Annotated in this window: 16 protein-coding genes; 12 read left to right on the forward strand and 4 right to left on the reverse strand. The window is 64.8% G+C overall.

The annotated features are described in order from the left end of the window. Positions 1-43: 43 nt before the first annotated feature. The 7 genes from CHB90_RS00575 (at position 44) to CHB90_RS00600 (ending at position 5,896) form a co-directional block, all read left to right on the forward strand. The gene (locus CHB90_RS00575; protein ID WP_089275872.1) at positions 44-790 is read left to right on the forward strand and encodes an ABC transporter ATP-binding protein; all 747 of its coding nucleotides are present in this window, start codon (positions 44-46) and stop codon (positions 788-790) included. Beyond that, the gene (locus tag CHB90_RS26905) at positions 787-1,173 is read left to right on the forward strand and encodes a hypothetical protein (protein ID WP_245823099.1); all 387 of its coding nucleotides are present in this window, start codon (positions 787-789) and stop codon (positions 1,171-1,173) included. The genes CHB90_RS00575 and CHB90_RS26905 overlap by 4 nt, the downstream gene beginning before the upstream one ends. Continuing rightward, a complete protein-coding gene (locus CHB90_RS26910) occupies positions 1,170-1,643 on the forward strand; it encodes a paraquat-inducible protein A (RefSeq protein WP_245823100.1) in 474 nt (157 codons plus the stop codon). Before CHB90_RS26905 ends, CHB90_RS26910 begins: the two co-directional genes overlap by 4 nt. Before the next feature lie 136 nt (positions 1,644-1,779). Then, a complete protein-coding gene (gene radA / locus CHB90_RS00585; RefSeq protein WP_089275874.1) occupies positions 1,780-3,147 on the forward strand; it encodes a DNA repair protein RadA in 1,368 nt (455 codons plus the stop codon). A gap of 72 nt (positions 3,148-3,219) precedes the next feature. Then, positions 3,220-3,780, forward strand: a complete 561-nt coding sequence (locus CHB90_RS00590) for a CvpA family protein (RefSeq protein ID WP_089275875.1) — start codon at positions 3,220-3,222, stop codon at positions 3,778-3,780. A gap of 93 nt (positions 3,781-3,873) precedes the next feature. After that, positions 3,874-5,403: an amidophosphoribosyltransferase gene (gene purF / locus CHB90_RS00595; protein WP_089276002.1), complete on the forward strand. Its 1,530-nt coding sequence runs from the start codon at positions 3,874-3,876 to the stop codon at positions 5,401-5,403. A gap of 226 nt (positions 5,404-5,629) precedes the next feature. Then, positions 5,630-5,896, forward strand: a complete 267-nt coding sequence (locus CHB90_RS00600) for a hypothetical protein (protein WP_089275876.1) — start codon at positions 5,630-5,632, stop codon at positions 5,894-5,896. Positions 5,897-5,900: 4 nt separating this feature from the next. On the opposite strand, the gene CHB90_RS00605 is transcribed toward CHB90_RS00600, so the two are convergent. Next, complete coding sequence (locus CHB90_RS00605) at positions 5,901-6,212, reverse strand: hypothetical protein (protein ID WP_089275877.1); 312 nt, start codon at positions 6,210-6,212, stop codon at positions 5,901-5,903. Between the two features lie 96 nt (positions 6,213-6,308). Between CHB90_RS00605 and CHB90_RS00610 the strand changes: the two genes are divergently transcribed. The 5 genes from CHB90_RS00610 to CHB90_RS00630 all read left to right on the forward strand — a co-directional run bounded on the left by CHB90_RS00610 (position 6,309) and on the right by CHB90_RS00630 (position 10,797). Then, the gene (locus CHB90_RS00610; protein WP_170940948.1) at positions 6,309-6,872 is read left to right on the forward strand and encodes a DUF2199 domain-containing protein; all 564 of its coding nucleotides are present in this window, start codon (positions 6,309-6,311) and stop codon (positions 6,870-6,872) included. Positions 6,873-7,354: 482 nt separating this feature from the next. Next, positions 7,355-7,993 carry an SDR family NAD(P)-dependent oxidoreductase gene (locus tag CHB90_RS00615; RefSeq protein ID WP_089275879.1) on the forward strand — a complete coding sequence of 213 codons (639 nt, stop codon included), beginning with the start codon at positions 7,355-7,357 and terminating at the stop codon, positions 7,991-7,993. Positions 7,994-8,132: 139 nt separating this feature from the next. After that, on the forward strand, positions 8,133-8,918 hold the full coding sequence (surE, locus tag CHB90_RS00620) for a 5'/3'-nucleotidase SurE (RefSeq protein WP_089275880.1): 786 nt from the start codon (positions 8,133-8,135) through the stop codon (positions 8,916-8,918). Beyond that, positions 8,915-9,556, forward strand: coding sequence for a protein-L-isoaspartate(D-aspartate) O-methyltransferase (locus CHB90_RS00625; RefSeq protein ID WP_089275881.1), 642 nt, complete (start codon positions 8,915-8,917; stop codon positions 9,554-9,556). The genes surE and CHB90_RS00625 overlap by 4 nt, the downstream gene beginning before the upstream one ends. 77 nt (positions 9,557-9,633) lie before the next feature. Continuing rightward, the gene (locus CHB90_RS00630; RefSeq protein WP_089275882.1) at positions 9,634-10,797 is read left to right on the forward strand and encodes a LysM peptidoglycan-binding domain-containing M23 family metallopeptidase; all 1,164 of its coding nucleotides are present in this window, start codon (positions 9,634-9,636) and stop codon (positions 10,795-10,797) included. Positions 10,798-10,812: 15 nt separating this feature from the next. Here CHB90_RS00630 and CHB90_RS00635 read toward each other — a convergent pair whose 3' ends face one another. The 3 genes from CHB90_RS00635 to tatB are packed head-to-tail and all read right to left on the reverse strand — an operon-like array spanning position 10,813 to position 13,147. Next, positions 10,813-11,676: an ATP-binding protein gene (locus CHB90_RS00635; RefSeq protein WP_089275883.1), complete on the reverse strand. Its 864-nt coding sequence runs from the start codon at positions 11,674-11,676 to the stop codon at positions 10,813-10,815. Then, a complete protein-coding gene (gene tatC / locus CHB90_RS00640; RefSeq protein WP_089275884.1) occupies positions 11,673-12,641 on the reverse strand; it encodes a twin-arginine translocase subunit TatC in 969 nt (322 codons plus the stop codon). Before tatC ends, CHB90_RS00635 begins: the two co-directional genes overlap by 4 nt. Next, positions 12,638-13,147: a Sec-independent protein translocase protein TatB gene (tatB, locus tag CHB90_RS00645; RefSeq protein WP_089275885.1), complete on the reverse strand. Its 510-nt coding sequence runs from the start codon at positions 13,145-13,147 to the stop codon at positions 12,638-12,640. The genes tatC and tatB overlap by 4 nt, the downstream gene beginning before the upstream one ends. Positions 13,148-13,153 lie beyond the last annotated feature (6 nt).

Raw genomic sequence — 13,153 nt, forward strand, 5'->3', positions numbered from 1 at the left:
CCAAATCCGCCCCCGCCACCGGGCGCAACGACAGGATGGCGCGATGATCGACCTGCAAGGCGTCACCAAGGCCTTCGGCAACAACCACGTCCTGCGCGGTGTCGACCTGACCATCGAACGCGGCACCTCCATGGTGATCATCGGCGGCTCCGGCACCGGCAAATCCGTGCTGTTGAAATGCATCCTCGGCCTTGTCGCGCCCGACGCCGGCACCATCACGCTGGAGGGCACGGATGTGACCAAAACCGACCGCGACGCCTTTCTGGCGCGCTTCGGCATGTTGTTTCAGGGCGCAGCCCTGTTTGACAGCCTGCCGGTCTGGCAAAACGTCGCCTTCCGCCTGCTGCAGGGCCGCGACCGCCTGCCCAAACCAGAGGCCCGCGACCGCGCCATCGAAAAACTGCGCCGCGTCGGTCTGAAAGCAGATGTGGCCGACCGCCTGCCCGCCGAACTATCGGGCGGGATGCAAAAGCGCGTCGGCCTGGCCCGCGCCATCGCCGCCGATCCCGAAATCATCTTCTTTGACGAACCCACCACCGGCCTCGACCCGATCATGGCGGGCGTGATCAATGAACTGATCCGCGAAATCGTGACCGAGATGGGCGCCACCGCCATGACCATCACCCATGACATGACCAGCGTGCGCGCCATTTCAGACCGGGTCGCCATGCTGCACGACGGCGTGATCCAGTGGACCGGCCCGGTGTCGCAACTGGACAGCAGCGGCGACCCCTATGTGGCCCAGTTCATCTCCGGCAGCGCCGAGGGCCCGATCGAGGCCGTCCGGTGAGCCTGCCGTTTCAACCCGATCCGGTGATCCTGTTCTTTCTGTTCGCCAAGAAATTCCTCTACCTCGAAATCCTGACGGTTCTGGCCGCGATCCGCCTGATCCTGGGCCGGGGCCTGTCGCGCTGGCCTGCGCTGGCGGCCTTTGCCCTCGCCCTCGGCGGCGTCTTCACCGTATTCGCCCCCGCTGTCGGCCTGAACGACGGGCCGCTCTACGCCTCTGCCGCGCGCACCATGGCGGGACAGGGCGGCATCACCGCGCTGCTGGTGCCCTCTGCGGTGTTCCTGCTCAGCGCCCTCTCCCCCGGCGCGCGCGCGCGTTGGATCGACGTGGTTCACGGGCTAATGCTGCTGGGCCTGTTGGGCCTGTGGTGGTGGGTCTCTTGACCGGTCGCGCCAAGGACTGGCGGCACCACCTGCGCTGGCTCAACCTTGCGCTGTTCATCGCCTACCCGCTGTCATGGTTCGCGCCGCTGCTGCGGGCGGGCCTGCTACCGCTGTTCGGCCTCAGCGAGATCAGCCTGATCTCCGGCCTGCAATCGCTGTGGGAATCCGACGTCTTTCTGGCCCTTCTCGTCACGCTGTTTGCGCTGTTTGCCCCGCTGATCAAAACGCTGGGACTGGCGCTGGTCCAGTTCGACCTGCTCGACCGGCGCAGCCTGCCGGTGCTTGAGATCATCGGCAAACTCGCCATGGCCGACATCTTTTTGATCGCGCTGTATATCACCCTGTCCAAAGGCATGGGCGTGGGCCGCGTCGAACCCGCCTGGGGGCTGTACCTGTTCACCGCCTGCATCCTCACCTCGATCACGCTGGGCCTGATCGAAAAGCACCGCCCCCCGGCGCCTTCTTTGTAAAAAGACCTCGTAGGGAGCGGCCAAAGGCCGACGCGGGTCATTGGCCTCCCGCCCCGGATGAGGCATAAGCCGCCCTGCCCCAACACGCCCGGACACCCCCGACACTCCCGACACTCCCGACACTCCCGGAGACCATATGGCCAAAGCCACCGCCCGTTTCGTCTGTCAGTCCTGCGCCGCCGCCACCACCAAATGGTCGGGGCGTTGCGAAACCTGCGGCGAATGGAACACCATCACCGAGGAAAAGCCGCTCAGCCAGGGACCGTCGGGCAAGACCTTGGGCAAATCGCGCGGGCGTGCCGTGGCCTTGACCGATCTCTCCGCCAAAGAGGCGCCGCCGCCGCGCACCGCCTGCGGCATGGATGAATTTGACCGCGTTCTGGGCGGCGGACTGGTGCCGTCCAGCGCCGTGCTGATGGCGGGTGATCCGGGCATCGGCAAATCCACCCTGCTGTTGCAGGCCGCCGCCGCCTTTGCCAATGCCGGGCTCAAGGTCGTCTATATCTCGGGCGAAGAGGCCAGCGCCCAGATCCGCCTGCGCGCCCAACGCCTGAACCTGGCAGAGGCGCCGGTGAAACTGGCGACAGAAACCAACCTGCGCGACATCCTGACCACGCTGGATGAAACCCGCCCCGATCTGGCGATCATCGATTCGATCCAGACCATGTGGGCCGACAATGTCGACAGCACCCCCGGCTCTGTCAGTCAGGTCCGCGCCGCCGCGCATGAGCTGACAACCTTTGCCAAACGCACCGGCAGTTCCATCATGATGGTGGGGCACGTCACCAAGGAAGGCCAGCTGGCCGGTCCCCGCGTGGTCGAGCACATGGTCGACACTGTGCTGTATTTCGAGGGCGAGCGCGGCCACCAGTTCCGCATCCTGCGGTCGGTCAAGAACCGCTTTGGCCCCACCGATGAGATCGGCGTGTTCGAGATGACCGGCGGCGGGTTGTCAGAGGTCGCCAACCCCTCGGCGCTGTTTTTGTCCGAACGCGGCCAGCCCGCACCGGGATCGGTGGTCTTTGCCGGGGTCGAGGGCACCCGCCCCCTGCTGGTCGAATTGCAGGCGCTGGTTTCTCCCAGCCCGCATTCCCAACCGCGCCGGTCAGTTGTGGGCTGGGATGGCAGCCGTCTGGCGATGATCCTCGCGGTGCTCGAATCGCGCTGCGGCATCCCGTTTGCCGGGCTTGACGTGTATCTCAACGTCGCGGGCGGGATGCGGGTCAGCGAACCGGCCGCCGATCTGGCTGTGGCCGCTGCGCTACTTTCCGCCCGTGAGGACGCCGCCCTGCCCCCCGATACTGTCGTTTTCGGCGAAATCAGCCTATCAGGGAGCCTGCGTCCGGTCGGCCAGTCGGAAAACCGATTGAAAGAGGCGCAGAAACTTGGTTTCTCCAAGGCGATTCTGCCGCAAGGGGGCAAGGCCACGGCATCGGACGGCATGGCGCTGTCCCGGATGCCCGACCTGACCACCTTCGTCGGCGAGGTCTTTGGCGCCGGTTAGACCCGGCAGAACCGCTATGACAGGCAGAACACAGGCCGCGTGCGGCCAGGCGACAAGAGGCGAGTGAGGCAGATGGACGGGTTTACAATCGTTGATGGCGTGGTGGGCGTCATTATTCTGCTATCGGCGCTGCTGGCCTATTCACGCGGTCTGGTGCGGGAAACCATGGCGATTCTCGGCTGGGTCGTGGCCGCCGTGGTGGCCTTTCTCTTTGCCGATCAGGTGCAACCGCTGGTCAAGGAAATCCCGGTGATCGGCGAATTCCTTGCCGACAGCTGCGAACTGGCCGTCATCGCCAGCTTTGCCGCGATCTTTACCGTGGCTCTGGTGGTGGTCTCGCTGTTCACGCCGCTGTTTTCCTCGCTTATCAAACGCTCGGCCCTTGGCGGGCTGGATCAGGCGCTTGGCTTCTTCTTTGGCGTGGCGCGCGGCATCCTGCTCGTAGCCATCGCGTTCTTTGTCTACGAGACCGTGATCACCGCGCAGGACATCGCGATGATCGACGACTCGCGCTCTGCGGCAGTGTTTGCCCAGTTCACCGACCGGATCGAGGAACAGAACCCCGAACAGGCGCTTGGCTGGATCACCGCGCAATACGAACAACTGGTCAGCGTCTGCGACGCCCCGCAATAAGGCGCGAACCAAAACATGCGGCCTGCCTCTCCGGGAGGGCTAACGTAATCGTTTCGTGACATTCGCGCCCCCACCCACTACACCATGCTGCACATGCAAAGCGGATTCGGAGCTGCCCCCTTGCCCGACGCCATATTTCCTCCCGCCCATCCTTTCGACTTTGACGCAGTCCGCGAGCCGGACAACGACGACAAGCTCAAGGAAGAGTGCGGCATCTTCGGCGTTGTCGGCGTGGCCGACGCGGCGAACTTCGTGGCCCTTGGCCTGCACGCCCTGCAACATCGCGGGCAAGAGGCCGGTGGCATCGTCGCCTACCACCCCGATCTGGGCGGTTTCAATTCCGCCCGCCGGTTCGGCTATGTGCGCGACAACTTCACCCGCCAGTCATTGATGGACACGCTGCCCGGCCAACTGGCCATCGGGCATGTGCGCTATTCCACCGCCGGATCAAAGGGCCAGACCCAGATCCGCGACGTACAGCCCTTCTTTGGTGAATTCTCCATGGGTGGTGCCGCGATTGCCCACAACGGCAACATCACCAATGCCGACGCCCTGCGCCGCGAATTGATCGACCGTGGCTCGATCTTTCAGTCCTCCTCGGACAGCGAATGTATCATCCACCTGATGGCGCGCTCGCTGCAACGCGACATCCCTTCCCGGATGGAGGACGCGCTGCGCCGCGTCGAAGGCGCGTTCAGCGTTGTTGCCATGACCCGCACCAAACTGATCGGTGTCCGTGACCCGCTGGGCGTGCGCCCGCTGGTGCTGGGCAAGGTCGGCGACGGCTGGGCGCTCAGCTCTGAAACCTGCGCGCTGGACATCATCGGCGCCGAATTTGTTCGCGAAATCGCGCCCGGCGAAATGGTTGTCATCACCGCCGACGGCGGCGTCGAATCGCACTTTCCGTTCCGCAAGGCGGCGCCCCGTTTCTGCATCTTTGAACATGTCTATTTCTCACGCCCCGACTCGATCATCGGCGGCCGGTCAGTCTATGAAACCCGCCGCCAGATCGGTGTCGAACTGGCGCGTGAGGTGCCGGTGGACGCCGACCTCGTCTGCCCGGTCCCCGACAGCGGCACGCCCGCCGCCATCGGCTATGCCCACGAATCCGGCATTCCCTACGGCATGGGCATCGTGCGCAACCAATACATGGGCCGCACCTTCATCGAGCCGACAGAGCAGATCCGCAACATGGGTGTGCGCCTGAAACTCAACGTCAACCGCGCCCTGATCAAGGGCAAGCGGGTGATACTTGTGGATGACAGCGTCGTGCGCGGCACCACCAGCCGCAAGATCAAGGAGATGATCCTTGATGCCGGCGCGGCAGAGGTCCACTTCCGCATCGCGTCGCCCCCGACGGCATGGCCCTGTTTCTACGGCGTCGACACGCCCCAGCGCGAAAAGCTGCTGGCCGCGACCATGTCAGAGGATGAGATGTGCACACATCTGGGCGTCGACAGCCTGCGCTTTATCTCGCTCGACGGTCTGTACCGCGCGGTGGGTGAGGCCGAAGGCCGCAACGCCAAATGCCCGCAGTATTGTGACGCCTGCTTCTCTGGGGAATACCCGGTGGAACCCGCCGACATGATCCAAAAGGGCTTTCAGATGAAGGCGGCGGAATAAGCCGCCTCTCCCTCTGCGTGCCACGATAATCGGCTCATCCGCACCCAAGGGTCGGCGGGTGGGCGCCTTCGGCCCGCAGGCCGAACAGAGCCACACGGCGACCACAGGCCAAAAATCGCCTGCACATGACCCGCCGCCAGCCATCCGCCGCGCATCCTCCCGGCCCCTCTTTCGCCTGATGCTGCACCGCAGTATGCGCCGCTCTTCAACAACCCAGTGAAGAGCCATGGCCCAAGAAACCCCAACCCCCGACGCCGTCATATCGGCAGCCACCCGCCCGGCAACAGCCGACCTCACAGGGCTTATCCTGCTGGGCACCTTCGGCTCCGGCGACGCGCCCAAGGCCCTTGTGCGCACCTCGCGCGGCAAGGTGCAGACGCTCAAGATCGGCGATCAGATCGGCCGCGATCCCGTCATCGCAATTGAGGACGGGCGCTTGGCGCTGGCCCAAAAGGGCGAAACCCGCTGGCTGACACAGCCCGTGGCGCAATAGACCGCTAGCTTGTCACCGCCCGGCAGCGCGTCCAACTGACCGGCGTGCTGCCGTCGATGCTATATAACACCTCTTCTTCGGACCGTTGCTGCAACACAATGGCCGCACCCGCGTCCGCGCCGCCTTCGGGCATGGTGAATTCATAGCGGTGGCGGCTATAGCGCCCATCGGTCTCAATCCCCGATGGGGCCACCACCCGGTTGTCGCGGATGGTCAGGCTTTGCCCGTCGGGCGAACACCACTCTCCGCTGATCTCATCCGCCAGCGCCGCACCCGGCACCAGCAACGCGCACAGAACCAATCCCCGTTTGATCATCGTTCCACTCCTGAAAGCTGTCTTGCCAGCATGACGCAGCAATTCCGACCTGCCCAGCCCCTTGACCCCATTCGCAATGCGCCTCACATCATCGTCATGAATATCCTTGATCTCGATGCCCGCTGGCGGCGCTTCAACGATGACACCCGGTCCTGTCCCTGTTGCGGACGGCAGTTCAGCGGCCTCTATGACATCGGCTTTGATGCGCCGGACGATTGGGCCTTTGGCCCCCGCATGGGCGACGCCGACCTTGAGGTTAGTGAGGACCGCCTCGGGGCCGAGTTTTGCCGGATTTCGGGCCGGTATTTCCTGCGCTGCGTGCTGACCCTGCCCCTGCGCGGCAGCGATGAGGTGTTCGCCTTTGGCCCCTGGGCCGAGGTGCCAGAGCCGGTGTTTCGCGCCTATCTCGCCATCATCGACGATCCCGCAGCCCCCTTTCCGCCCGCCGACGGGCTGCTGGCCAACACCCTGCCGCTGTTCGAGGAAGACCTCGGCACAGCCGTCACCCTCACCCTGCCCGACCCCGACCAACGCCCGCAGGTGACCGTGGCCGAGGGACCATTGGCCGAGGCACAGGCTCAAGGCATCTCGTTCGACGATCTTCTGGACCTCTACGCCGCCTTCGGCGACGACATCCGCCCCCATCTGACGGCGGATTGACCGCCCGCGCTCCGGCGCAGGCAAAGGTCACGCGACGGCCTCGCTGTGAACAACATCCTGGCACGTCCCAACTGGCCGTGGAGTTGCATGTCAATCCCGATGAAACACGGCCCGGTCAGGCCCGCCACCCACAGGTCCCCTTGCGTTTCTTCTGTCCAAAAATATCCTGGGGGAGTCGACCAAGGGGAGACGGGGGCAACGCCCCCATGCCCCTCCCCGCTCAGTACATCCGGTCAGGAAAACCCGATTCATCCCACATTCCGGCACCGCAAACCCGTCGTGCACGGGCGCGATTCCGCCCCCGCCCGCACCAGAATACCCCTGTCACAGAACGGGCAAAGGTTAAGCGCAGGTAAATTACCTCTGTAACCCCTTGATATTGCATAGGCGCATCCCTGTCCACGCGTGGACACCCCCTATCCGGGGCCGCCGCGACATGGCCGCGCTTGACCCCGTGCCAAATCCCCGGCAAAGCAGCCGCCATGACCAAGATAGCCCTCATCACCGGCGCCTCCCGCGGCCTTGGCTTTGCCCTCGCCGAGGCGCTTGCGCCCACCCATCACATCATCGCCGTGGCCCGCACCGTCGGCGGCCTCGAAGAGCTGGACGACCGCATCCAAGCCAAGGGCGGCAGCGCCACGCTGGCCCCGATGGACGTGACCGATCGCGACGCCATGGCCCACCTGTGCCGCTCGATCCATGACCGCTGGGGCAGCCTCGCCCTCTGGGCCCACACGGCGATCCACGCCAGCGCCCTGACCCCCGCGCCCCATATCGACCCCAAGGAATGGCGCAAGGCCCTGACCACCAACGCCGACGCCATGGGCCACCTGATCCCCTTCATCGCCCCGCTTCTGGGCGACACCGGCACGGCGCTGTTCTTTGACGATCCGGTGCAGGGTCAGAAATTCTACGGCTACTACGGCACCACCAAGGCCGCGCAGATCGCTTTGGCCCGCAGCTGGGCCGCCGAAACCGAACGCACCGGCCCGCGCGTCCATGTGCTGGCGCCCAAACCGATGGCCACCGCCACCCGGGCGCGGTTTCATCCCGGCGAGGACCGCGCCGCCCTCGCCACCCCCGAGGCCGAGGCCAAACGCCTGCTCGCAAAGCTGCTCTGACCAAAAGCCCGGCAACAGGGCCGGACCGCAAGGCACGCTGAGTCTTTCAGGGCGCACCCCGCACACATCGGCGGAGCGTTGCTTGCCCCATGCCCCCCCTTTGACTAGAGAAGGGACAAACCAGAACGGGCGATCCCTCATGCGCATCCTCATCACCAACGACGACGGCATCAACGCGCCGGGTCTCAAGGTTCTTGCCGCCATCGCCGCAGAGCTGGCCGGTCCACAGGGCGAGGTCTGGACCGTCGCCCCCGCCTTTGAGCAATCCGGCGTCGCGCACTGCATCTCCTACACCCATCCGACCATGATCGCGCAGCTGGGCCCGCGCCAATACGCCGCCGAGGGCAGCCCCGCAGATTGCGTGCTGGCCGGTCTGCATGACGTGCTCAAGGACAGCCCGCCGGATCTGGTCCTGTCGGGCGTGAACCGAGGCAACAACTCGGCCGAGAACGCGCTGTATTCCGGCACGCTGGGTGGCGCGATGGAGGCGGCCTTGCAAGGGCTGACCGCCATAGGGCTGTCACAGTATTACGGCCCGGACAACGCATTGGCCGATGACCCGTTCGAGGCCGCCTCCGTCCACGGAGCCGAAACCGTGCGCCGCATCCTGCGTGTGGACCCGGGCCGGACCGAGGGCTATCGCCGGTTCTACAACGTCAACTTTCCGCCGGTGTCCGCCGCAAGGGTCGAGGGTACGGTGGCCGCGCCGCAGGGGCTGCGCCGCGATACCCGCTTTACTGTCGAGTCGACGCATTCCCCCTCCGGGCGGCGGTTTCTCTGGGTCCGCGGCGGCGATCAACGCGCCGAGACCGCGCCCGGCAGCGACGCCGACATGAACCTCAAGGGCTGGATCACCGTCACGCCGATGCGCGCCGACCTGACCGACCATGCCGCGCTGAACGATCTGAAAGACGCCTTTTCATGAGCTTCGACGCCGAGGCCAAGATGCAGTTCCTCTTTGCGCTTCGGTCCAAAGGCGTCACCGACAAGGCTGTGCTCAACGCGATGGAACGGGTCGACCGGGGCCGGTTCATCCAGGGCTATTTCTCTGAACGCGCCTACGAGGACATGCCGCTGCCGATTTCCTGCGGGCAGACCATCTCACAGCCCTCAGTCGTCGGGTTGATGACGCAGGCGCTGAAGGTCGGGTCGCGCGACAAGGTGCTAGAGGTCGGCACCGGCTCTGGCTATCAGGCGGCGATCCTCGCGCAACTGGCGCGGCGGGTCTACACCGTGGACCGTCACCGGCGGCTGGTACATGCCGCGCGAGCTGTGTTTGACGCGCTTGAACTGACCAATATCACCGCCTTTACGGCAGACGGATCCTTTGGTTTGCCTGATCAGGAACCGTTTGACCGCATAATTGTGACCGCAGCCGCCGAAGACCCCCCCGGCCCGCTCTTGGCGCAATTGAAGATTGGCGGTATCATGGTGGTGCCGGTGGGCCAGTCGGATGCCGTTCAAAGCCTGATCCGCGTGACGCGGACCGAACAAGGCTACGACTATGACGAAATGCGGCCCGTGCGCTTTGTGCCGCTGGTCGAAGGGCTCGGCAAGGACTGACGCGCCGGCGCGGCGCGCAAATCGCGCCACCAACCTGTGACGCCCTGGAGACAAGGGGTGCATGTGAGGATATCGAGATGACACTTGGCTTCCGCCCCATGACGGCCCTTGCCCTGGTAACACTGCTGTCGGCCTGTTCCGACGGCATGGATTTCGACCTGCGTGGCGGAATCGGAGGCGGGGTCGATACAACCGACGCCGCGCTCAAGGCGACGGGAACCCGCCCCGAACCGGATGATCGGGGCATCCTGTCCTATCCCAGCTACCAGGTCGCCGTGGCCAAACGCGGCGACACGCTGGCCGATGTGGCCGCCCGTGTTGGCCTGCCCGCCGACGAACTGGGCAAGTACAACGGAATCAGACCGAGTGACGCGCTGCGGCGGGGCGAGATCGTCGCCCTGCCCCGCCGCGTGGCTGAACCGTCGATTGGCGCTGACGGGACCGGACCGATTCGCCCGCCGTCGGGGGTGGATGTCACCACGCTGGCCTCGAACGCGATCGACCGGGCGCCAGACACCGCCCGCCGAAACGGGAGTGCGGCGGCGACAGGCGCGGAACCTGTCCGGCACAAGGTCGCCCGGGGCGAGACTGCCTTTACCATCGCGCGGCTGTACAACGTCTCGCCGCGCGCGCTGTCGGAATGGAACGCACTGGACAAGGATTTCTCGATCCGCGAAGGCCAGTTCCTGTTGATCCCGGTCAGCACGCAGACCGCCGCGCGCACGATTGAACCGGCCACCACGCCGCCGGGGTCCGGGTCGTTGACCCCGGTGCCGCCGTCAGCCGCAACACCGCTGCCCGCCGAGACGCCAGAGCCGCGCACCGCGGCCAAACCCGATGTCAAACCGGACAAGCCGGTGGCCGACATCGGCCAGTCCAAAACCACGACCGGCGGCAGCATGTCGATGCCGGTCCCCGGGTCGATCATTCGGGAATACAACCCCGGCACCAATCCCGGCATCGACATCAGCGCCTCACCCGGCACGCCGGTGTCCGCCGCCGCCAGCGGATCAGTCATCAGCGTGTCCAAAAAGACCGATGGTGCAAGTTTCATCATCGTCCGCCACCCGGACAATGTGAACACGGTCTATCTGAACGTGGCCGATATTGGCGTGAATGTCGGTGATGCGGTCAGCCGGGGACAGCAGATCGGTCGCGTGGCGCCCGGTGATGTCGGGTTCCTGCACTTTGAGGTCCGCAAGGGCCTGGATAGCACCGACCCGATGAGCTATCTGCGCTGACCCTGATGCGTGGCGCTATCCCAGCGCCACGCCATTGCGCCCTGCAAGATCGGTAAAGAACTGCCAAGCCACCCGGCCCGAACGTGCGCCGCGCGTGGCCTGCCATTCGACCGCCTCGGCGCGCAAATCCTCATCGCTGACCGTGACGCCGTAAGCGTCGCAATAGCCCCGCACCATGGCAAGATAGTCGTCCTGAGAGCAGGGATGAAAGCCAAGCCACAGGCCGAAACGATCCGACAGCGACACCTTTTCCTCAACCGCCTCAGAGGGGCTGATCGCGGTCGACCGTTCGTTTTCGATCATGTCGCGCGGCATCAGGTGACGGCGGTTTGAGGTGGCGTAGAACAGCACGTTCTCGGGCCGCCCCTCGATCCCGCCATCCAGCACCGCCTTGAGGCTCTTGTAGTGCTCATCGTCATGGCTGAACGACAGATCATCGCAGAACAACACAAAGCGCAGTGGCGCATCACGCAGCACCGCCAGCAGACGCCCGACAGATCCCAGATCCTCGCGTTGCAGTTCCACCAGTTTCAGGTCGTGCCCCTGTGCACGCACGGAGGCGTGTACCGCCTTGACGACGCTGGATTTCCCCATGCCGCGCGCGCCCCAGAGCAGGGCGTTGTTGGCGGCATGTCCGCGCGCAAATTGCAGCGTGTTGTCCACCAGCGTATCGCGGGCGCGGTCAATGCCGATCAGCAGATCCAGCGCCACACGATTGACCTGCGGCACCGGCACCAACCTGTCAGGATCGACATGCCAGACAAAGGCCTCTGCCTCGTCAAAGGCGGGGGCGGCCTGCGGCGCCGGCGACATCCGCTCCAGCGCCGCGGCGATGCGTTTCAGCGCCGCGGCCTTGGTCCCTACGGATTTTCCACTCATCGCCGTGCCTCGTCTTCGTCCTCGTCTTCTTCGAACTCATCCATCAGAGGATCGTTTTCGGTGTCGGGTTCTTCCTCGAACCACAGACCCTGAGCGCGCAATTCGGCCTCGCGCTTTTTCTCGACCCGGCCAACAAGGAAGATCGACACTTCGTACAGGCCGTAGACCACCACGAAGAGGATCAGCTGCGTCACCACGTCCGGCGGTGTCACCACGGCCGCCAGCACAAGGATGGCCACCATGGCATACTTGCGCACGCTGCCCAGACCCTCGGCAGAGACCAGCCCGGCCTTGCCCATCAGCGTCAGCAGAACCGGCAACTGAAAGCACAGGCCAAAGGCCATGATAAAGACCAGCGAGGTGCTCAGGCTTTCGTTGACCTTGCCGAAAAAGGTGATCCGCAAGCCCTGCTCTGTCTCTGGCACCACGATTGCGGTCGCGTCGGACACGTCCACACTGCCCGAAAGCAGATCAGCAAAGATCGAGGGCGCGTCGGCAAAGCCCAGAAAGAATGCCATCGCCAGCGGGGTCACGACAAAATGGGCAAAACTCGCGCCCAGCAAGAACATCACCGGCGACGCGATGATGAAAGGCAAGAAGGCGTTCTTTTCCTTTTTGTAGAGACCGGGCGCCACAAACCGCCACATCTGGAAGGCTATGACCGGGAACGCCAGCGCAAAGCCGAACACCATCGAGATCCGGAACACCACAAAGAGGTATTCCTGCGGGCTGGTGTATTGCAGCGTTGGCGACGGATCGCCCAGCGCGCGCAGCGTGTTTTCGATCGGGACAAGCAGGAATTGCAGGATATGCTCGGCGAGGAAATCGCCGCTGATCGGAATGAACAGAACGCAAATCCCTGCCAGCAGCGCCAGCACCGAGCGGATCAACCGCGTCCGCAGTTCGGCCAGATGCTCGATCAGCGGGGCCGAGCTGTCCTCGATCTCATCTTGCGCGTCACTCATGCCTTGTCATTTCCTTCGGCGGCGGGCCCTTCGGCGGCGGGCGCATCGGCTGCGGGTTTGGGGGCGGCGTCTTCGGGGGGCGCATGCATGGACGCTTCAAGCTCATCCGCCTTGCGCAGGGCCTCCTGCGCCTCACGCGCCTTGCGCTCGGCCGCCTTGCGGGCAGCGCCGGCCTCGATCTTCTTGCGGGCGTCTTCGCGTTCCTTGGCCAGCTTGCCAGTTTCGCTGTCAGGGTCGAGGTTGGTCATGGATTTGGCGGCATCCTTGACGCCGTCCATTGCACTGCTCACCGGATTGGTGGCTGACTTGAACGTCTTGGCAATATCCTTGACCCCGGCATCATCCGCCGCCTCATTCATCGCACGGCTGAACTCGCGCGCCATTCCACGCGCCTTGCCCATGAAACGACCCACGTTGCGAAAAAGCACCGGCAGATCCTTGGGCCCGACAACGATCAGCGCAACGATGCCGATCACCAGCAGTTCGGCAAAGCCAAGATCGAACATAACAGC

The sequence above is a fragment of the Antarctobacter heliothermus genome, from assembly GCF_900188425.1.
Classification (GTDB): Bacteria; Pseudomonadota; Alphaproteobacteria; order Rhodobacterales; family Rhodobacteraceae; genus Antarctobacter; species Antarctobacter heliothermus.